Origin of the sequence: Ravibacter arvi, assembly GCF_039540405.1 — a bacterium.
GTDB classification, from domain to species: domain Bacteria; phylum Bacteroidota; class Bacteroidia; order Cytophagales; family Spirosomataceae; genus Ravibacter; species Ravibacter arvi.
Genome location: NZ_BAABEY010000002.1, coordinates 124,373 through 144,854, shown reverse-complemented (window position 1 = coordinate 144,854; position 20,482 = coordinate 124,373). Strand labels below are relative to the sequence as shown.

Here is a 20,482-nt window from a genome sequence, read left to right as displayed (position 1 = left end):
TTTTTTGGATCCCGTTTTTCTTCCAGCCCTCCTGTCAGTTTAAAAGCCCCGTATCAGGCATACATTTGCCGGTTATCAAGCGCGTTACTTTCTCTTCACAGCCCCCTAGATCAAACTACTCTTCTTAAGTGCCCGTTTTTAAAAAATGGGTGTAAATCATCTTCGAAAATGGTGTATCCCCAGCATAATCCATCTCTGGAGCTTAGCCCCGGAACCTTCAGGAATGCACTTCATATCAGACGATTAAGCAAGATCCGATAAAAGGAAGGCCACTGGGTTTATCCCGTATAGCAAGCCGCATAAGAAAGTCTTGTCTATTTGGTAGGAATATCGTATGAATGATCAATTTACCCGGCTTACCCGTTGGCGGCAGAAATTTTGTCTGCTAGGTTTGTATGTGTCATTTGCATAAAATTATTTCGACACAACCTGTCAAATTATCACGCTAAAAACTGGCCCCTATCAATGCAATTAAACCGACTACTATGTCGAATTATCACGCCATACGGAGCCTGTATTTTTGTTTTGCACCCATGAATGTATGTACGCGTAAAGTGTCATGAAATCGGAATACAAAAGAGTTATTTTAATAATCTCGGACCAAAAAGACTTACATGATTTCGGGAGAGAGGTATTGGGTAGAAGCTTTCACCTGGTAGATGGTACCGGTGGCGAACAAGGATTTGCCCGGATCCGTCAGCTCAACCCCGACCTGATCATCTGCGACCTGCTTTCGCCCGGGCCCGATGGACTGTCGATTTGCACCAAGTTAAAATCAGACCCCACTACCGGCCACATTTCCATTATTTTACTAGGTCCGCCGGCCCTTGAGATCGACGGGTTCAGGGCAGGAGCAGACGATTATATCCTGGCCCCTTTCGACAGCAAAGTGCTGGCCCTGAAAATCAAGAACCTGTTCCGGATGCGGGAAGCATTATACGGTCAGTATTTGCTGGACATGTTTGTTCAGGCCGGAACGGATGAGCCGGGTGGCGCCTTTCTCGAAAAGCTGAGACAGCTTGTGCATGACAATATTTCATCCCCCGATTTCGGCGTCCACGAAATGGCCTTCCAGATCGGCTTAAGCGTTTCGGTTCTTTATCGCAAACTTCGGGTGCTGACGGGAGGAACCGTGAACAAATTTGTCAAGGCAATCCGTATGAGACGGGCAATGCAATTGCTGGAGACCGGTGTTTATTCCGTAAATGAAGTGGCGACCGCGGTCGGGTTCGAAGACAGCAAATACTTCAGCAGGGAGTTCCGTAAATTGTTTGGGAAAACACCCATGGAAGTGAAGCGCCTCAGAAATAAACGGGATTGAAGTGATCTAATCAACGCGGATTTAAGTAACTTCGCAGAAAACAGGAAATGGTGTCTTCCTGACCCAACCGCCCCTATCGGGCTGATGGCGCCTGTTAGAACTATACGCCTCCCGAATGGCGTACTAATAGGTATTTTATGTCATCATTTTATCGTCGCGCTTTACGCTTTGCTGCTCCCGGTTTCCGGCGTTTCCCTATTGTTTTCTTTTTAGTCAAATGGCTGATGCTTTCGGCCCTTATCGGGGTTTTCGTCGGATCCGCTTCCGCACTGTTCCTGGCTTCACTGGATTGGGCCACTGACTGGCGGGAAGGACATACCTGGGTAATTGCTTTTTTACCGCTCGGCGGCCTGGCTATCGGCTGCCTTTACCACTACTGGGGCAAGGATGTAGAAAAAGGGAACAACCTTTTGCTGGACAATATCCATCGTCCCTCCGGGATTATTCCTTTCAAGATGGCGCCGTTTGTCCTCATCGGAACGATAGCGACGCATTTCTTCGGCGGATCTGCCGGGCGCGAAGGGACAGCATTGCAGATCGGCGGGTCGATTGCAGACCAGTTCACCCGCATGCTGGGACTACGCCCGAGAGACCGCAGGTTAATTCTTATTTCAGGTATTGCCGCGGGGTTCGGATCTGTTTTCGGTACCCCACTGGCCGGAGCAATTTTCGGGTTGGAAGTATTCTTTCTCGGCCGGCTGCAATATGACGGGTTATTTCCAGCCTTTGCGTCGGCTCTTTTTGCTGACCTCGTCACCACCGCCTGGAACGTTGGTCATACCCATTATCACATCCCGCTTGTTCCGGGCCTTTCACCCGTCAACCTGCTCTGGACGATTCTGGCAGGCGCGGCTTTCGGAATCACGTCAGTTATTTTCAGCACGCTCACCCATGCCATCGGCGGGTTTTTCAGGAAGTATATTGCTTTTCCACCGCTGCGCCCGGCAATCGGCGGGATCATTGTTGCTTCAGCCGTCTTCCTGCTGGGAACTACCCGGTACATTGGTCTGGGTATCCCGACCATTGTTGAGGCATTCAACAGCGAACTTCCACCCTACGACTTTGCGCTAAAAATTCTTTTTACCTGTGTCACGCTCGGCGCGGCCTTCAAGGGCGGCGAAGTGACGCCGCTCTTTTTCATAGGGGCCACACTCGGCAATGCCCTCTCCTATTTCATCCCTCTACCAACAGGTTTACTGGCCGGCATGGGATTTGTTGCCGTATTTGCAGGCGCGGCCAATACTCCGCTCGCCTGTACCTTCATGGCCATTGAACTGTTTGGCGCCGAATCGGGCGCTTACGTGGCAATGGCCTGCGTGGTTTCGTATTACTTTTCAGGCCATCGCGGGATCTACGGCTCCCAGGTTATAGGACAATCCAAACACCTGCAATACCGCCACGAAGAAGGAATGCCGCTTTCTTCAGTGAAGAAAGGAGGTCGGAAATCGGAAGTCGGAAATCGGCGCGTTAGCGATTTCTGATTTCCGATTTCCGATTTCCGATTTCCGATTTCCGATTTCTGATTTCCGATTTCCGATTTCCGATCCCCCCTACCTCCACCCCAACCCGGGCGCCACGTGTTCCAGTATGGAAGACAATATGTGAACATTGTAATCCACGCCCAGCGTATTCGGGATGGTTAAAAGAAGGGTATCCGCCTCCCGGATCGCTTCGTCTCCGGCAAGCTCTTTGATGAGCTGGTCGGGTTCCGCGGCATAGCTTCTTCCGAAAACAGCGCGTTTACCCTGTTCAATCATACCGAATTTATCGCCCCGGCCGGATTCGCCCCCAAACAGGTAGCGGTCCTGGTCATTTACCAGCGCAAAAACAGAACGGCTCACCGACACTCTCGGTTCGCGGGTATGCCCTGCTTTCTTCCAGGCCTCCTTGTAAAGTCGAATTTGCTCAGCCTGCTGTACGTGAAAGGGCTTGCCGCCTTCATCGTACTTCAGGGTGGAACTTTGAAGGTGCATGCCGTTCTCGGCCGCCCAAACGGCGGTGGCATTGGAAGCGGCTCCCCACCAGATACGTTCCCGAAGTCCTTCAGAATGGGGCTCGAGGCGTAGCAAACCCGGCGGGTTAGGAAACATGGGGTACGGGTTAGGCTGCGCAAAACCGATACCTTTCAATTTTTCGAGGAACTCCAGCGCTTTACGACGCCCCATATCGGCATCGGTTTCTCCTTCCGCCGGTTCGTAGCCAAAATAGCGCCAACCCTCTATGACCTGCTCCGGAGAACCCCGGCTGATGCCCAACTGCAACCGTCCTTCCGAAATCAGGTCGGCCGCTCCGGCGTCTTCCACCATGTACAACGGGTTTTCATAGCGCATATCAATCACCCCTGTTCCGATCTCGATGGTATTCGTTTTGGCGCCAATAGCCGCAAGCAAGGGGAATGGCGATGCCAGCTGGGCCGCAAAATGATGTACTCTGAAATAGGCCCCGTCCAGCCCAATTTCTTCCGCGGCCACCGCCAGATCAATCGACTGCCTCAGCGTATCACCCGCCGTGCGCGCCTGGTAGGAAGGATGGTTGGCCCAATGACCGAATGATAAAAAACCGATTTTTTTCATGTAGCGGTGAGGTGTTAGTTGTGAGGTTTGAGGGGTGAGGGGTGGGGTGTGAGCCACTATGGATGGCCTAATTTAAAGAAATAAATTTAATAGGTAGCAACCGGTGTATTTCCCTTCAGCCCCCCTGCACCAATTCGTCCTTTGGCCCACCCCTCATACCTCATGCCTCATATCTGATATCCAATAAAAAAATCCGTATTTTTATCCTGACATAGGGTTGTCACATCACCCGGATACCTTTGTTGCAGATAGTTAAAACTGACACATATGAAAACAGCATTTCAGGTAAGGGGGCTCGCCACTATAAATTTTTACGCAGTCGATCATGAAGGAGCCAAGAAATGGTACAGCGAGCTTTTCGGTATGGCCCCATACTTCAGTGTACCCGGTTATTTTGAATTTCGCCTGGGCGACTACCAACAGGAATTGGGGTTTATCGATGCGCGTTATGCGCCGGGCGCAATCCCGGAGAAGCCTGCCGGCGAAATTGCGTACTGGCATGTGGACGACCTGGAGGCATCGCTTCAACACCTGGTTGACCACGGTGCGAAACTGCACCTGCCGGTTACCGATCATAGCGGCGGCAAAGGTAATTTTGTAACCGCCTCGGTCACCGATCCTTTCGGCAATATATTCGGCATCATGACCAACCGGCACTACCTGGATATATTCGAAGAAAATCAAAAAAATAAATGATGGAGACCAAGGACGGGAAAATGGCGATATACGCCAAAGACCGCGGCGAATGGCGGACATGGTTGCAGGAAAACAGCGACCGCGAAAAATCGGTCTGGCTCATATTGTTCCATAAAAAAAGCCAGACCCCTTCCGTTAATCTTATTGAAGCGACCGAAGAAGCGCTTTGTTTTGGCTGGATTGACAGCCTCTGCAAAAAAAGAGACCACGAGAGTTATTATCTCACTTTTTCCATGCGCAACCCCAAAAAAAGCAAGTGGAGCCTGCCCAATATTCAACGGGCGGAACGAATGATTGAGCAGAAGCTTATGACCGCCGGCGGACAGCGCATGATAGACATCGCCAGGGAAAAAGGCTTGTGGAACAATGCATAACGAAGTGACCGTATCCTGGCCGGCGAGGTCTATTTACTCCTTTACAATGGTCATGGTTTCCTCCGGCGCTGCCCGGTCAGCAAAAATGACTGTCAGGAGATAAACACCGGCAGGAATATCTTTCATATCCAGGGTTGTTACGTGCTTATCGGCAAGGTCCCCCACAGGCGTGGCTTTGACAAGCCTTCCCTGGCGATCATGCAATTGCAGCGACACTTTCCCGCGTCCGGCCGGTCCCATCCAAACCGACAGTTTGTCTTTGACCGGGTTCGGTCCTGCCTTCCACAACCGGGCGGCCGTAGCGCATGCCGCTTTTACAATTCCGGTGAAACCGGTGCTGCCGTCATGGTCTACCGCCTTAATCCGGTAATAAGCATTGCCCGATTCCGGGTCAGAAAAGGAGTAACGACCGTTCCCTGTTTCAGTTCCCCGGACGGTGATTTGCCCTATGCGGTCCCATTGATCGCCATTCGGGCTGCGTAATATTTCGAAACGGGCGGCATTGATCTCCAATACCGTCTCCCATGTAAGACGAACTGTATTTGAATAGCAGGCGGCAGCAAAACCGGAAAACCGGACCGGCAGGGAGGTTGCCGCGTCGCTGGCCGTCCACCGGGAAAAGCTGCCGATCCCGGCCAGTTCCAGCCAGTTGAGGCCAGAGTTTTTAACCGAACCAATTTGCGCAACCCAATCGTCGCCCCCGGAACTTTTCCATAAGCCGAGCTCATCTTCTTTGTTGCCGTTCAATTCACTATCCCAATAATGGAAACGGAGGGTAGCGTTCAGCGCCGCGTTGTTGGTGGGGTTAATGTCGTAGTACCTACTAATTGAAGCCTCGTCTCTCACCTTCAACGGCCCGTGCCCGCGCCGGATGGTGGTAAGCCCGAGGTCCACGGCGGAGGTGACCGTTGCCCCCAGGTTACCGGGATTCGCGGCTTGCGGCGCATTCAGCTTCGTACTGATCTGAACATAGCCCTGATCCCCGGTAATGCGACTGCTTTCCGACTCCTCCTGCAGGGTCGCATTGCCCAGCAAGGTAATGACCTGCCCGCCCAGCCTGAGAAGCCCGCCGTTGAACCGGATGGAGTTCCGTATGTTTATTTTCTGTTTCAGCAATACGGACTGCCCTTCACTTTTAGCGATTTCCAGATCATTAAAATCCGTGACACTGGCACCGGTTATCTCGTTATCCGACGTTCCGGCAAATACGATCCTGCCGCTTCCTGCCGGCGCATACAAAGTGCCGTCGTTGTTAAAATCTGTGTCGAAAAGCGAAATCACAGCGCCCGGGCCTGTCCCCAGCGTTGTGCCCGCCTGTATCCTGATCACATTCTGAGCGGCAGCACCGCTGTTCGCGCCATAAGTGCCAATAGCGACCAGGACGTATCGTATCATCCTATTATTAATTCCCGGCATCTTCATTTCCTGTATATTAAAAATTGAAAATCAGCAGCTTCTGAATGATCTTCCAAATCCCAGAATTTGGCTCGGAAATATCCCGCATTCGGGTCGTATCGACCGAAAGACGCCAGCCGTCTGAACAACTCTCTCGATGTCAGGATGATGATCGCATCGGTAACCCCCGTTGACCATGAGAGCCCCTCTACCCGGATCCGGTATTCAATTTCTCCCAGATTGTCGTACTTTTCTACCTGGAAATTCCCGGTACCGCTGGAAATTGCGCCATCGGCCGTTACCAGGCCATAGCAATAGGGAACCAGGTCATAGTCTCCGGTTTCAAGCCTGGTCACCTTCCCGGAAGCGCTCATGCGCAGATCTCCGTTGTCTGTCCAGAGCCGGTAAGTGTTGCCGGTCATAAAACGGGTTTCCCCTGAACTGTTTCCGGCATTGGTCCCGAAGCGGAGGTTGTTTCCCGATAGTTGTACGAAGGCGCTGTTCTCCCCGGCACTCTGAAATTGCAGCCTTCCTGTAGGGTTGTTAACCAGGAAATCGCTGTTATCCATCAGGATATTGCCGGAGAGCACACGGAGATTACCATTTGAAACATGTAGCTTTTCCGTTGGGGCGGCATTCCCGATGCCGATACTGTCGGAAAAGTTATACATCCGGTTCTTTACCGATGATTGCTGCCAATAGCTCTGGTCGAGAAGATAGCGCCAGGTAGTGCCGGTATACAAAAACAAACGCCGGTAGCCGGTTTCGGAAACCATCAGCCCGGGAGCGGGCGAAGCTATGGCGGCCCGTTGTGCCTCCGACATACCCGGGGGTAAAAAACCTTTGGTTACACTTTTAACTTCGAGCATGGCGCTGGCGACAGGTGCATTTGCACCGATCGATACGCCCTGCTGCGCCAGGCAGCCCAATGGCAGCCATAGCAAAATTCCCAATACTCTTTTCATAGGAACGGCAGCGGATAGGGTCAGGGATTAAACACCAGGAAGTTAAAAGAAGCATCCTGCCTGACTTTGGTTGAGATGTTGCTGAATTCGATGTATACACCACCCCCCGGATTCGGGTTGAACCCCGTATATACCCTTACATTTGAATCCCGGGGCGTAATCAACGCGACCGATTCTATCGTCATGCCCGGATAAGTGACATAGTAGGTCCCTTCCGAATTTCGCCTTACGGACGCATTCGGCGTCGAAAAAATAACGGACCCATCCTCTCTGACCTGGCCGTAACAGGCCGGCAGCAGGTTGTTGGAGGCCGTATTGGACCGCATCAACTTCCCGTTGCCGGTCATTTCCAGGCCTGCTTCGCTGATCGTTACGCGATCGGCCCCCTGGGTACGGATAATGACTGTTCCATCCGTGTTGGAAGCATTGGTCCCCAACCTCAGATCATGTCCTGACAGTTGTACAAACCCCTTATTTTCTCCGGCCGCCTGAAGTTGAAGGGTACCGTCGGGTTTGTTCATCTGGATATTCCCCAGGTCTAGCTTTATATCCCCTCCCGACACTCTCACGTTACCGTTGGCCACATGCAGCCTCTCTGACGGCGCCGCTGTGCCGATCCCGATACTGTCGGAAGCATTGTAAACGCGCTGCCGCGTGGGGGACCGGGCCCAGAAACTGTTGTCGATCAGGAACCGCCACGTTCCCTGCTGGAACTGGAAAAGTTTTTGTGCATCGGTATCGTACACCAGCAGGCCGTCGGCCGGTGATGCGATGGCTTGTCGTTGTGCACCCGTCATCCTGGGTAGGAGAAACCCTTTTTCGGTGCTTTGCACGTCCAGCATAGCACTGGTATGCGGTGTCAGGGTACCGATACCCACGCCCTGGCCGAAAAGCCCGGGCGTAACGGCAGCCACCCAAACCGGTATCAGGAATAGCTTTTTCATACGCTTTTTTTTGAACAAAGCTACCGGTTGCAGGGATCGCGCGCCATCGCGAAAACGGGTGATTTGAGGAATACCGCGGCCTTGGTTTTCCGGCTATGCGCAATTCCGGATCAGCACTATACGAGCCCGTCCCGGATGGCCTTTGCCACCGCCTCTGTCCCGGAATTAACGTGCAGCTTGGCATACACATTCCGGATGTGGGTTTTTACCGTATCGAGTGAAATGTACAGATCGGCAGCAATCATCTTGTAGCTTTTTCCCTTCACCAGCATCTTGAGTATGTCTTTTTCGCGGGCAGTCAGTTGGTAATCGGCCGGCAACGCCGGTATCATTTTATCCCGGAACAGTTCCAGCATCCGGCGTGCGACACCGGGGCTCATGGAAGAGCCGCCATTTTTCACATCGCTTATCGCCTCCAGGTAACCCGCCGGCGAAGTGGTTTTAAGCACATACCCGGAAGCGCCGGCACAAATTGCATTGAAAATATAGTTGTCGTCAAAAAAAGCGGTCTGTATCAGCACTTGTACGGCAGGGAAATGCTGCCTGATCAGCCGGGTCGCTTCAATGCCGTTCATACCGGTCATTTCAATGTCCATCAACACCACGTCACAAGGGATCTCCCGCAGTGAAACCAGCATATCCTCACAGCCGGGATAGCTGCCGGTACAGGAGAAACCTTCCGCCGTATCCAACAAAACCCGCAGCGTATCGCGGAGGTGTATGTTGTCTTCAAAAATCGCAACCCGTATCATTGCCGGCTATTTTTTTACAAATTTCATACTTATACGCGTATGAAACTATCGCGAAATGGGGTGAAACGGATAATGCGCCCGGTCCACCTGGCAGCTTACCCCGGAATGAGGCAAATTACGGTTGTCCCCTTGCCTGGTGCGGAAGTGATCGTCACAGAGCCGCCCACCTCTCTGGCCCGGTTCTCAAGGTTGGCCAACCCATTCCCTTTACGGACCGTAAGGAGGTCAAAGCCTGCGCCGTCATCAGCTATTTTTAGTACGATCGTCTCGTCGTTCCTTCGAATACTCACGCTGATGGTGGCTGCAGAAGCGTACTTCAAAGCATTGTTCACTGTTTCTTTAAAAATCAGGTAGAGCGCCTTTCTTTTGTTCATATCCAGTTTCGGAAGCTGGAGCTGGTCGCCATCAAAACTGGCGGCTATTCCTTTGCTGCCGCACATTTCATACAAAAAACGCTCCATTCTTTCCCGCAGATCAAGCCCGTCATCACCGGCCGGTTTGATCATCCAGACAATATCACCCATTTTTTCCATGGTTTCCCGGGAGTAGGTCGTTACTTTTTCAAGGATTTCATTACGGCTATCCGCCCGTGTTCCGGACGCCATTTCACTTAACATACAAATGCTGCTGAGCGAGCTGCCTACCTCATCATGAAGGTCAGCTGCAATGGCATTCCGTAATTCCATTTCAGCCATACGCTGCCGCATGCGGTGCCTGCTTACCAGTAAAAAAATCCCTGCCAGCACGAGTGCAAGCAATAGCAACGCCGCTGCAACGACGAACTGCTGCCGGTAAAGCCGCTGTTCCTGCAGTTCCCGGTTCTTATTGAGCAGCTCGATTTCGTTGTTTTTCTCTCTTACCTTGAACGACGTTTCCAGTGCTGCAATATCTTCATCGTATTTCTGCCTGGTGAGCGTGTCATGCAACGCCTCGCTTTTCTGAAGGTAGAAATAGGCTTCTTTGTGGTTTCCTGTGGCCGAATAAGCCTCCGCCAGGGCCTGTGCCGCTGCATGCTGCGCCTCGGTCAGCGCATTGTCTCCCGTAATCGCATAGGACTTCAACCCGGCGGCAATGGCTTCGGCGTAGTTCCGGCGATGCAGGCTAACCTGCCCAAGGTGGTTGTACATATTTGCCTGCTGTACCTCGTTACCTTGTCTGACTGCCTGCCGCATACCCAGTTTTGCACTTTCTTCTGCTTTCTCATACTGCCCGGCCGACAGGTATGCGTCACTCAGGTTACCGTAATACATGGCCAGGCTGATTTCGTCCCCGGCCTCCCGCGCCAGTGAAAGCGCCTTATTGAACTGGCTGATCGCGGCATCATAATTACCGATACGCTTGTCGATATTGCCCAGGTTACTGGCTACGATTGCCGCCATTTTTTTATTGCCGAGGCGATCGTATAGCCCGGCTGCCCGCAGGTAATACCGCCCGCTTTCCGGATAGTTCTGCTGGGCAAAATACACCGATCCGAGCGTCTGCAAAATACGCGCCCGGCGGTCGTCGCTATTCGCCAGCTCGGCATAATGCAGGGCAGTATCACAATCGGCAAGGGCTGTCCGGAGGTTCCGCAGTTGCATTTGAAAGTCGCCCCGGTTGAGGTAGGCCAGGGATATACGCGCCGGTTCACCGGCCTTTTTTGACCATACGATTGCCGAATCGACGTACAGTATTCCCGAATCAATCCGGGAAGCCGCCCCATAGGCAAACGAAAGGTTGAGGTAACACCCTGCCACCCCCCGGACATAGCCCAGTTTTTTCCCCAACTCCACTCCCGATCTCCCGTAACGTATCGCCTCGGAAGGCGTGGTATTCGCCACAATCCCGGTAAGCATCCGGTAAAGAATGACCCGGTTGGTATCTTCACCCCCCCTCTCAAGGGCCTGAACCAACGAATCTACCCGCAGCTGAGCCCTGCAGGCAACACTCAGAAGCAGCAGCCAAAGAAGCGACAGGGAGAGTTTGGCCATTGGGGGGAGGTTTGGGGAGGAAGTCGGAAATCGGAAATCGGAAATCGGAAGTCGTTTTTTTCGGTTGCGGTGGTATAAAGTGCGACCGTGCCGAGTAGTCTGCAGGGTGGCGACGCTGAATACAAATTTATTACGGGGTAATTGCGGGTAAAAATATAACTTTCCTGGAGAATATTGTGCTACCCGGTCAGATTCTCTGTGGTTTCTTGTTGAGTATGTACCCAAAAAAAGGCTGCTCCCTGACGGTGCAGCCTTTAAGAACGTACATGGCAGATTTTAGTAATTCAGGGACAGGCCGGCGCCAAAACCCATATCGCTGTCGTAGTGGGCACGAATACCGATGTTTCTTGTAATGATGTAACGCAGATCAGCCATGTATTCCAGGTCGGAGTTAACCATAAAGCCTGCCCTTATCCGTCTCGAAACCGGGATATCCTCTCTCATCAGCGACAACCGGAAGATCCCGTCATGGTAGACTTCGGCCTGCAGGTTCACCAGCATAGGCAATGTATACATGACCCCGAGGCTTACTGCCGCCCGGCTGTCTTTTTTGTTGACTTGTCCAAACAGGTTTTTTTCATGCTCGTCTATGCCCATTTTGCGGTAACGCCAATCGAAACCGATAAAAGGCATCAGCCACTGCATCTTGCCGATATACCTGCCGAAATGCGTTTCCACTTCATAGCCATGCATGTTGTTATAGCCCAGCCGCCACTCCGTGCCCAGGCTGTATCTTGCATTCATGAGCATGGCCTCCCCGTCGATCCCGTTACTGGCAAAATCGCTCTGTGCCATTAAGTGCGGCATATTGCTTTCACGCTGCAGCATTTTGTAAGCCTTAGCCTTGTCTTGCAGGTAGGGATTCCGGTAGTCGTCTACCGAAAAGACCCGGTTCATTCCGGCCATCATATGATACAGGATATGGCAGTGGAAAAACCAGTCGCCCTCTGTATTGGCCAGGAACTCGATCGTGTCGGTTTCCATGGGCATAATATCAATTATATTTTTCAGCGGTGCATGGTCACCATGCTGGTTCAATACCCTGAAATCGAAACCATGCAAATGAATCGGGTGCCGCATCATGGAATTGTTATAAAGCGTAATCCTCAGCACCTCCCCTTTTCTGACCGGTATTTTGTCCGTTTCAGACAGTACACGGTTGTCCATGCTCCACACATAACGGTTCATGTTCCCGGTGAGCGTAAATTTTATATCCTTAACGGGCGCCTCAGCCGGTAACCTCGTATCGTGCGGCGATTTGAGCATGGCATAATTCAGCGTAACGATATCTCCCAGGGCGTTCGGATTGTAGCGATTGGGATCTTCATCCGGATTTGCTTTTTCCTGGTGCGCATGATGATTCATACCCTCATGCTGCCCGGCGTTTTTTTCCGTCTTTTCGCCGCGGGCTTTTTTCTTGCCTTCCCCGCTTATTTCAGGGTACATCACCACATTCATGTCCATCTGGTTCAGGCTCATAGCCATACCCATATCGTCCAGGTTGCCGTCCATACGCATCATATCGTTCATCATCTTCATGCCGTCGAAGTATTTCAGACGCGGCAATGCTCCCACCGTTTGTTTGGTTCCGTCACCCAGAAAGTAGCTGGCGGAGCGGGTACGGTCTTCGGTAGTAGCCATGAATTCAAATGCCTTCCCGTCTTCCGGAATGGTCACTACCAGGTCGTAGGTTTCGGATACGGCAATGATCAACCGGTCTACGTCCACGGGCTCAACATCGTTGCCGTCGCTGGCGACCACGGTCATTTTTCCACCGGCGTAGCGCAGCCAGAAATAAGAGGATGCTCCCCCGTTGGAAACCCGCAGCCGGACTTTGTCGCCCGCTTTCAGCGGTTTACCATCAACGGTCTTCAGGTCGGTCAGATTGGTCCCGTTGAGCAAAATTTTATCATAATACACGTCGCTCACGTCCATTGCCAGCATCCGCTTCCATTCGTTGGTCAGCTTGGTTTTTAAACGCCCGCTGCCGATGGCCTCCGCGTAACTTTGGGTGGCGCCCTTCTTGATGGCAAACCAGTCGTTGGCAGCGTGCAGCATGCGATGGATGTTGTCCGGGTTAAGATTGGACCATTCACTGATCATGATGGGAACGGCAGGTAAATCATCGATGCCTTTCCGAAAGGTTTTGTCGTCCTTTCTTTTGTGCATGATAAAGCTGCCGTACATCCCGATCTGCTCCTGCATGCCGGAGTGGGAATGGTACCAGTGCGTACCATTTTGAATGATCGGGAAACGATAGGTATAGCTTGTGCCCGGTTTGATCGGCATTTGGGTAAGAAAGGGCACGCCGTCTTCCTTGTTAGGCAGGAACAGGCCATGCCAATGCAGGGAAGTTCCCTCTTTCAGCCGGTTGTGAACTACAATTTCGGCCGTATCCCCTTCTGTAAATTCAAGGGTAGGCATCGGTATCTGCCCGTTTACGGCTATGGCACGCTTTTTCTTTCCGGCGTAATTGACAATCGTGTCTTCAACAACCAGGTCGTAATGCACCACTTTTTGGGCAAAAATTACCGGGGCCAGGAGTAGCAGTGCTACCGTTAATAGCGTGTCTTTGATGTTCATCTTGTCTGTGATCTGGTTGGTACCGGGATGCCCGCACGTCATCACCTAGCTTTTGGTCGCTGTCACCTTCCCGCAGGTAAGCATGGAAGCGCCATAGTACGGATTTTTGATCTCTTTATGAGTGCTCAGCCAGTAGGCCTTTTTCATGGGACAATACTGGTAGTAAACCGGCGAGCTTACGGCGTCCGCCCCTTCTACCAACTTCCACATAAGTGTAGAGACATCGTTGAAAGACGCCCTCTGCTTTTCGAGGTTGCTGCCGGCTTTACTCAGCTTTTCGGTAGCTTTCAGCAAATCCTGTTTCCGCGAAAAATCTGCCTCACTTTTTACAGCTTCATGAAAAGTGGTGATGGCGGCCCCAGCTGCTTTGGCATCGCTATCGATCAGCGCATTTTTAACCGCCAGGTAATGCTTCAGCAGGTTATCTGTATTTTGGCCGAACGCCGATACTCCCATCAGCGTTATGACCAGTGCAAAAAAGATTTTTTTCATAGGAATGGAAGTTTTGAGGTGTGGGGTGTGAGACGTGAGGTTTGAGGTTTGAGGGGTGAGGCGCCAGGACCTCATGGCTTATAGCTCACGCCTCAAACCGGCTTGTCGTCAGGCGTTCAAGGGCTCCGCCTTAAAGCCTTTTCTTTTGATGATGGCAACTACCTCATCCGGTGTGATCCCTTCGGATTTTACGGTAAGGATCTTGTCGTCGTTGGTGATGTCTACCTCCCACTCGCAAATCCCGTCGGTATTATCCAGGTCGGATTGCACTTTCGATACACACCCGCCGCAATTGAGGTTTGTTTTGAATATCAGCTCCTTGTTTTCCATTTTCTTATTATTTCTTACAGTTAAACGATAATGCAAATTTCGCTCCGATCTGCCTGGTTCTGTTTACAATTTTCCCGGTTTGATTTACAATATTTGATGGTAATGGCCCGAAGTATCTTAAACGCACCAAGTATACGTCGCTTCCGGAGTGGACGACGAAACAGGCGGCCGGCCTACATTTTCTCTTCTCCGGGGCGCCTTTTCATAATCTCCAGTTTGCTCTTTCTTACCTTCTTGAAATAAGAAGGCGTACACCCGGTGATTTTCTTAATTTGACCGGAAAGGTAGGACGCATTTTTATAGCCCAAATCGCCCGCAATCCGGGTAAGTGAATGTTCTGTATATACCAAAAGCTCCTTTGCTTTTTCAACCACCCTGGATTGAAATATGCTCTTTACTGACAGGCCGAATTCGGACAGTAATATTTGATTGACTGTATTGTAATCCTGGTCCAATTCGGTTGTGATTCGCGTTGACATCGTCACAGATTTGCCCGTTTCCAAGCGGGTTTTAATTACCTGGTCTGCCGCGAGTTTTACCTTCTCAAGTAAGGCTGAAGGGTCACTATATGTTCTTTGAGGTGACATAACCGTTTACTTTAAAGAGTGGCAATTATTTACATCAGATTGGCACTCCGATACGACCAATACCTGTATCTGTGGTCGTTAAGCACCAGGACCGGCACGCAAGACTACGCCGAAGCACCATACTGATAATAAACGATTTATCAGGCGCAACAGCCGGTTGAGCAGCCGGCAGAATTATTGCTGTTGCCTGTCGCTACTTTGTAGCCTGCTTTTTCTATAGCGCTCACCAATTGGGTCGTAACACCATCGTTTTCAACGGAAACCAATAGCTTTCCGGCTTCTATATTCCGGATATTTATGCCTTCAATACTGTTGACAGCTCCTTTTACTCTGGACTGGCAATGTGCGCTCTGCATATCGGGTATGCTTAATTCTATATTTTTCATCTTGTTTTTTGTTTTGGTTTATACAAATTTCGGAATTAATTCATCCGGAATTGTTACGATATTTCTCTTTTGATTTGTAGCTTTTTTTGATTTAATCGGTCGGGATGACGGGGAGAATCTGGTCGGGGTGACCGGCCCCCTCCCCGTCATTCCGAGCGCAACGCAGTGGAGCCGAGGAATCTCCCTAATAAACATAAAAAGCCATTCTTCAAAAACATGGGTGGTGGGAGCGGGAGATCCCTCCGCTTCGGTCGGGATGACCCTCCGGTTGGAGCGGCGCCATCCATCGTGTTGTCAATGGTAGCGCATCTGCCGGATGGTCATCTTGAATGGAACGCAGTGGAACTGAAGGATCTCCTGTTGCTATAAAAAAGCCCTCTGAAAGGGATTGGGTGCAGGGACCGGGAGATCCCTCCACTGCGGGATGACCTCCGGTTGGAGCGGCGCCATCCATCGTGTTGTCAAAGGTAGCGCATCTGCCGGATGGTCATCCTGAATGGAACGCAGTGGAACTGAAGGATCTCCTGTTGCAATAAAAAAGTCCTCTGAAATGGATTGGGTACCGGGAGCGGGAGATCCCTCCGCTTCGGTCGGGATGACCCGGAGGAATCTGGTCGGGGTGAAGGGTGAACGCAGCGCTTCCATCCACATGACAGATTAAAGCCACGAATTCGAGAGAAGCGGCGCTGGCTGGCTTTGATTTAAATAAACAACCTTTAGCTTTTGACCTGGTTGAGGATCAGACATCCGGCAGATTGTGTTAAATGGGTTCGACGGGCTCACCCGCCATCCGGATGGCAGCCTCCGGTAGGCAGCCTTCGACGGGCTCAGGCGCCGTCCGGTAGACAGCCTTCGACGAGCTCAGGCACCATCCGGACGGCGCCTGAGCCTGTCGAAGGCTGTTCTTTGGATACCCATTCAATAGAAGCCATACGTTCCATTATCAGCCATCTGTAACTTTGTTGTACAGAATGCACGAATAGAAACAGCTCATTCGTGAATTCGTGGCCCACACCCCCTATTTTTTCCACTTCAGGCGCAGGCTGTTGCTCACCACACTCACACTGCTCAATGCCATGGCGGCGCCGGCAATCATAGGATTCAGCAGGAAGCCGTTAACCGGATACAAAACGCCTGCCGCGACCGGGATTCCTATCAGGTTATAGATAAATGCCCAGAACAGGTTTTGTCTGATGGTTGCGACCGTCTGTTTCGACAGGCGAATTGCCTGCGGTATTTTGGTAAGGTCAGATGAAATGATCGTCATTTTGGCCACATCCATCGCAATATCACTTCCTTTTCCCATCGCAATGCTCACATCAGCCGTGGCCAGCGCGGTGCTGTCGTTGATCCCGTCGCCCACCATCGCCACTACCTTGCCCTGCCGCTGAAGCTCTTTTACGAAATCGGCTTTGTACTGCGGCAATACCTCCGCTTTATAATGTTTGATACCGGTCTGGCCCGCTATGGCGCTTGCAGTAGCTTCGTTGTCGCCGGTGAGCATGTACAGGTCAATACCCATATCCTGCATTTCTTTAATGGCCTGTACCGAAGTTTCCTTGATTTTATCGGCAATCGCAATGACCGAAAGCGCTTGTTGCTTGTCGGCAAACCAGATTACCGTTTTCGACTGTTTACCCCATTCCTCGGCCTGCTGCTGCAGGGTTCCGGCAATTCCGATATTGTTTTCCGCCAATAGCTTTTTATTCCCGACGTAGTAGGTCTCACCGGCATAATCGGCTTTGGCCCCTTTACCGGTAATACTGTCAAAATTTGACAAGGCTACGGTTGCTGCGCTTTCGAGATTTTTCACAACAGCGTCCGCCAACGGATGCTCCGATTGTTTTTCGATGCTTAGAAGGATGCCTTTTGTGGTATCGTCGTTGTTCAACCACCGGATCCCGGTTACCTGCGGTCTGCCTTCCGTAATGGTACCGGTTTTATCCAGCACAATGGCATTCACTTTCTTCGCCAGTTCAAGGCTTTCGGCATCTTTGATCAGGATCCCTTTTTCGGCGCCTTTACCGACACCCACCATAATGGCTGTAGGCGTAGCCAGACCCAAAGCACACGGACAGGCGATCACCAGCACCGTTACTGCGGCGAGCAACCCTTGCACCACGCCGTTGTCGCCGCCGAGGATGTACCACAGCGCGAAGGTCAGGACCGCGATGCCAATCACTACCGGCACAAATATACCCGCAATCTTATCGACCAGCTTTTGTACGGGCGCTTTACTGCCCTGGGCATCCTGCACCATTCTGATGATCTGGGCGAGCATGGTTTCGCGACCGACTTTCACCGCTTTGAACCGGAAGCTCCCTTTCTGGTTGATCGTTCCGGCAAATACCTTTTCATTTTCTTCTTTCAGTACGGGAACCGGCTCGCCGCTAAGCATACTCTCATCCACATACGACGTTCCGGATACCACCATGCCATCCACCGCGATTTTCTCTCCGGGTTTTACCAGGATGGTATCACCCACGTTTACATCCTCAATGGCTTTTTGGCGTTCACTGCCGTCTGCTTCTATTACGATTACCGTTTTAGGCTGCAATCCCATCAGTTTTTTGATGGCGGACGAAGTGTTGCCTTTCGCCTTTTCCTCCAGGAGTTTACCCAGCAGGATAAACGCGATAATGACCGCCGCAGCCTCGAAATAAACGTGGGCGTGCAGTCCTCTTTCATGCCAGAAATCCATGAAAAGCATATTGAACACGCTGAAGATATAGGCGATTCCCGTGCTCAGGGCCACCAGCGTATCCATATTGGCCGAACCATGGCGGGTCTGTTTCCAGGCGTTGATGAAAAAGTCTTTACCCAGCCACAGCACCACCGGTGTAGCAAAAAGCCACATGATCTCGTTGGCGTACGGCATATCCATAAAAAACATACCGATGACCACCACCGGAAGCGACAGCAAGACCGCCCAGATCGTTTTGTTTTTCAGCTTTTTATACTTTTCTGCATGCAGGGTTTCCAGCGTTTCCTGTTGCCGGGATTCGTCTTCTATCAGCAGATCGTAGCCTACGGATTGTGCCGTTTTTTGCAGCCTGGAAACATCGGTCATGTTCGGCAGGTACTCGACAGTCAGGTTCCCGGTGGCAAAATTCACCGAAGCGCTTACGACGCCCGGTTCATATTTCATAATACTTTCCACGCTTCCCGCGCACGAAGCACAGGTCATGCCCAGAACGGGAAGGGACTTTTTAACGGTGGTAACGCCGTAGCCAAGCTCTTTAACAGCTTTCACCGCTTCCGCCACCACTTCGTTGTCGTCGACCGTAATGGCCGCTCTCCGGTTATTGAGTTCTACCTGGTGCGTTTCTATACCTTTAACCTGAGCGAGGCCTTTATCGACGATCAGCGCGCAGTGCTCGCTTTCTACGCCCTCCAGGGGAAGGTACACAGGTTCTTTGTTACTAGTAGCCATATCTCGTTAGCTTTGTTTTACGATACAAAATTGGCGACTAAACCCGGGCCGGCTGTTACGGAATTATGGAATTGATTTACAAGATTTCAGTTCGTCAAAGTAAGCCTGCCCGGCAGCAACGCCGACTACGCTAAAAAAGCTTCCCGCAATTACTTTCCTTACGGTGGTAAAGTTTCAATCTGGTTTGGCAGGAAATACCGCAAATGAAAAAGGGTTTCTTGCGAAACCCCTTTTTCAATCCGTTGCGGCATCATTTCTTCCAGCCTTTCGTCAGCTGATTGGGGACTTCCTCTATGGTCCCGCGGTGCGTCTCCGCAGCTTTTTTAAGCTCGCTTACCAGGGCGGGATTGGTCCCCGCAATATCAAACCGCTCGGAAGGGTCGGTCATCACGTTGAATAAGGTGGGCGTTTGCAATACTTCAATTTTGGGCGGATACCCTTGCGGGTTGTTGGATTTGAAGTACAGCTTGTGCGCACCTTTTCTGACGGCAAACAATTCGGTTCCATGATAGAAGTACATCACTTCCCTGGGAGCGGCGCTTTCGCCGCGGAAAACAGGCGACAGGTCGTACCCGTCGAGCACACGGTCTTGGGGTTGCTTCACGCCTGCCAACCGGCAAATGGTGGGTAATAGATCAAGTGTGCTACCCATTTTCGAAACCACGCCGGGTTTAACATCTTTGCCCCAGATCACACAGGGCACGCGCTGCCCACCCTCGTAGCTGGTTCCCTTACCGCCGTACAAAAGCCCGGCCGAGCCGCCATTCTCCCCAAATACCAGCCACGGGCCGTTGTCGGTAGTAAACACGACATAGGTATTTTTGTCCAGTCCCTCTGCCCGGAGGGTCTTAAAAATCTCGCCTACGCTCCAGTCTATCTCTTCGATCACATCGCCATACAAGCCTCTTTCACTCTTGCCTTTGAAAGCGTCGTTGGCATAGAGCGGGATATGCGGCATGCTATGCGCCAGGTACAGGAAAAACGGTTTGGATTTATGTTCTTTTATAAACCTGACCGACTCTTCCGTATACCGCCGGGTCAGCGTCGACTGCTCTGCAGGCCGTTCAATTTCCTTCCCGTTTCTCATAATCGGCACGTTGAAGCCCCTGATGTCCGGGTTGGTCTTCTGGAAGCGGTCATAGGCATATTCCTTGTTCCGGTCCATGTCGTTGGAATAAGGAATGCCATAATAATAGTCGAAACCGTTGGCATTGGGAGAATATTGGGGCAAATGCCCCAGGTGCCATTTTCCGACACAGGCTGTGCTGTAATTTTTCGTTTTCAGCAATTCGGCTATGGTCAGCTCCTTTTCAGGAATACCGCCCTCCGAATCCGGGAAAAGCACCCTTCTCGCATCCGGCCCCTCCATACCGCCGCGAACCGGCAGCCTGCCGGTCATCAGGCCGAAGCGGGAGGGCGTGCACACGTTGGAAGCGACGTAAAAGTTGGTCCACTTCTGCCCCTCTGACGCCATTTTGTCAATAAACGGCGTTTTGATCGTAGGGTGTCCGAAACATCCCAGATCCCCGTACCCCTGGTCGTCTGTAAAAATGACAATAAAATTGGGAGATTGATCGCTATGCTTATGCTGGCCAATCGCCTGTTGCGCGCACAGCGCAAAAGCGGAAAAGATAAAACATTTGAGTTTTTTCATAGGAATGGGATTTGAGGGGTGAGGTGT

The 20,482-nt window shown here is 51.5% G+C and carries 18 protein-coding genes and 1 riboswitch; of the genes, 5 read left to right on the top strand and 13 right to left on the bottom strand.

Going from position 1 to position 20,482, the window contains the following annotated elements; all coding sequences use genetic code 11:
• Positions 1-559 precede the first annotated feature (559 nt).
• The gene (locus tag ABD852_RS02150; RefSeq protein ID WP_345026359.1) at positions 560-1,321 is read left to right on the top strand and encodes a helix-turn-helix domain-containing protein; all 762 of its coding nucleotides are present in this window, start codon (positions 560-562) and stop codon (positions 1,319-1,321) included.
• Positions 1,322-1,355: 34 nt separating this feature from the next.
• Positions 1,356-1,422: riboswitch (Fluoride riboswitch) on the top strand.
• 36 nt (positions 1,423-1,458) lie between these two features.
• The gene (locus ABD852_RS02145) at positions 1,459-2,802 is read left to right on the top strand and encodes a voltage-gated chloride channel family protein (protein WP_345026358.1); all 1,344 of its coding nucleotides are present in this window, start codon (positions 1,459-1,461) and stop codon (positions 2,800-2,802) included.
• 69 nt (positions 2,803-2,871) lie between these two features.
• On the opposite strand, the gene ABD852_RS02140 is transcribed toward ABD852_RS02145, so the two are convergent.
• Entirely contained in the window at positions 2,872-3,894 is a 1,023-nt protein-coding gene (locus ABD852_RS02140) for an LLM class flavin-dependent oxidoreductase (RefSeq protein WP_345026357.1), read from the bottom strand.
• 267 nt (positions 3,895-4,161) lie between these two features.
• On the opposite strand from ABD852_RS02140, the gene ABD852_RS02135 reads away from it, so the two are divergent.
• Together ABD852_RS02135 and ABD852_RS02130 are read left to right on the top strand one after the other, a co-directional pair.
• On the top strand, positions 4,162-4,590 hold the full coding sequence (locus ABD852_RS02135) for a VOC family protein (protein WP_345026356.1): 429 nt from the start codon (positions 4,162-4,164) through the stop codon (positions 4,588-4,590).
• Complete coding sequence (locus ABD852_RS02130; RefSeq protein ID WP_345026355.1) at positions 4,587-4,964, top strand: YdeI/OmpD-associated family protein; 378 nt, start codon at positions 4,587-4,589, stop codon at positions 4,962-4,964. The genes ABD852_RS02135 and ABD852_RS02130 overlap by 4 nt, the downstream gene beginning before the upstream one ends.
• Before the next feature lie 33 nt (positions 4,965-4,997).
• On the opposite strand, the gene ABD852_RS02125 is transcribed toward ABD852_RS02130, so the two are convergent.
• From ABD852_RS02125 to ABD852_RS02080, 10 genes are all read right to left on the bottom strand, one after another.
• On the bottom strand, positions 4,998-6,359 hold the full coding sequence (locus tag ABD852_RS02125; protein WP_345026354.1) for a hypothetical protein: 1,362 nt from the start codon (positions 6,357-6,359) through the stop codon (positions 4,998-5,000).
• A 23-nt stretch (positions 6,360-6,382) separates the two neighbouring features.
• Positions 6,383-7,324: a hypothetical protein gene (locus ABD852_RS02120; RefSeq protein ID WP_345026353.1), complete on the bottom strand. Its 942-nt coding sequence runs from the start codon at positions 7,322-7,324 to the stop codon at positions 6,383-6,385.
• Positions 7,325-7,344: 20 nt separating this feature from the next.
• Complete coding sequence (locus ABD852_RS02115) at positions 7,345-8,268, bottom strand: hypothetical protein (RefSeq protein ID WP_345026352.1); 924 nt, start codon at positions 8,266-8,268, stop codon at positions 7,345-7,347.
• A 116-nt stretch (positions 8,269-8,384) separates the two neighbouring features.
• Positions 8,385-9,020 carry a response regulator gene (locus ABD852_RS02110; protein ID WP_345026351.1) on the bottom strand — a complete coding sequence of 212 codons (636 nt, stop codon included), beginning with the start codon at positions 9,018-9,020 and terminating at the stop codon, positions 8,385-8,387.
• 95 nt (positions 9,021-9,115) lie between these two features.
• The gene (locus ABD852_RS02105) at positions 9,116-10,990 is read right to left on the bottom strand and encodes a tetratricopeptide repeat-containing sensor histidine kinase (RefSeq protein WP_345026350.1); all 1,875 of its coding nucleotides are present in this window, start codon (positions 10,988-10,990) and stop codon (positions 9,116-9,118) included.
• 276 nt (positions 10,991-11,266) lie between these two features.
• On the bottom strand, positions 11,267-13,615 hold the full coding sequence (locus ABD852_RS02100) for a multicopper oxidase family protein (protein ID WP_345026349.1): 2,349 nt from the start codon (positions 13,613-13,615) through the stop codon (positions 11,267-11,269).
• Positions 13,616-13,618: 3 nt separating this feature from the next.
• Positions 13,619-14,065 carry a DUF3347 domain-containing protein gene (locus tag ABD852_RS02095; protein ID WP_345026348.1) on the bottom strand — a complete coding sequence of 149 codons (447 nt, stop codon included), beginning with the start codon at positions 14,063-14,065 and terminating at the stop codon, positions 13,619-13,621.
• A gap of 108 nt (positions 14,066-14,173) precedes the next feature.
• A complete protein-coding gene (locus tag ABD852_RS02090; protein ID WP_345026347.1) occupies positions 14,174-14,395 on the bottom strand; it encodes a heavy-metal-associated domain-containing protein in 222 nt (73 codons plus the stop codon).
• Between the two features lie 173 nt (positions 14,396-14,568).
• Complete coding sequence (locus ABD852_RS02085; RefSeq protein WP_345026346.1) at positions 14,569-14,874, bottom strand: helix-turn-helix domain-containing protein; 306 nt, start codon at positions 14,872-14,874, stop codon at positions 14,569-14,571.
• A gap of 248 nt (positions 14,875-15,122) precedes the next feature.
• Entirely contained in the window at positions 15,123-15,368 is a 246-nt protein-coding gene (locus tag ABD852_RS02080; RefSeq protein ID WP_345026345.1) for a heavy-metal-associated domain-containing protein, read from the bottom strand.
• Between the two features lie 496 nt (positions 15,369-15,864).
• Here ABD852_RS02080 and ABD852_RS02075 point away from each other — a divergent pair, with 496 nt between their 5' ends.
• Positions 15,865-16,029 carry a hypothetical protein gene (locus ABD852_RS02075; protein ID WP_345026344.1) on the top strand — a complete coding sequence of 55 codons (165 nt, stop codon included), beginning with the start codon at positions 15,865-15,867 and terminating at the stop codon, positions 16,027-16,029.
• Between the two features lie 357 nt (positions 16,030-16,386).
• Here the strand turns inward: ABD852_RS02075 and ABD852_RS02070 are convergent, their stop codons facing one another.
• The gene (locus ABD852_RS02070; protein WP_345026343.1) at positions 16,387-18,801 is read right to left on the bottom strand and encodes a heavy metal translocating P-type ATPase; all 2,415 of its coding nucleotides are present in this window, start codon (positions 18,799-18,801) and stop codon (positions 16,387-16,389) included.
• A gap of 250 nt (positions 18,802-19,051) precedes the next feature.
• The gene (locus tag ABD852_RS02065) at positions 19,052-20,455 is read right to left on the bottom strand and encodes a sulfatase family protein (RefSeq protein WP_345026342.1); all 1,404 of its coding nucleotides are present in this window, start codon (positions 20,453-20,455) and stop codon (positions 19,052-19,054) included.
• Positions 20,456-20,482 lie beyond the last annotated feature (27 nt).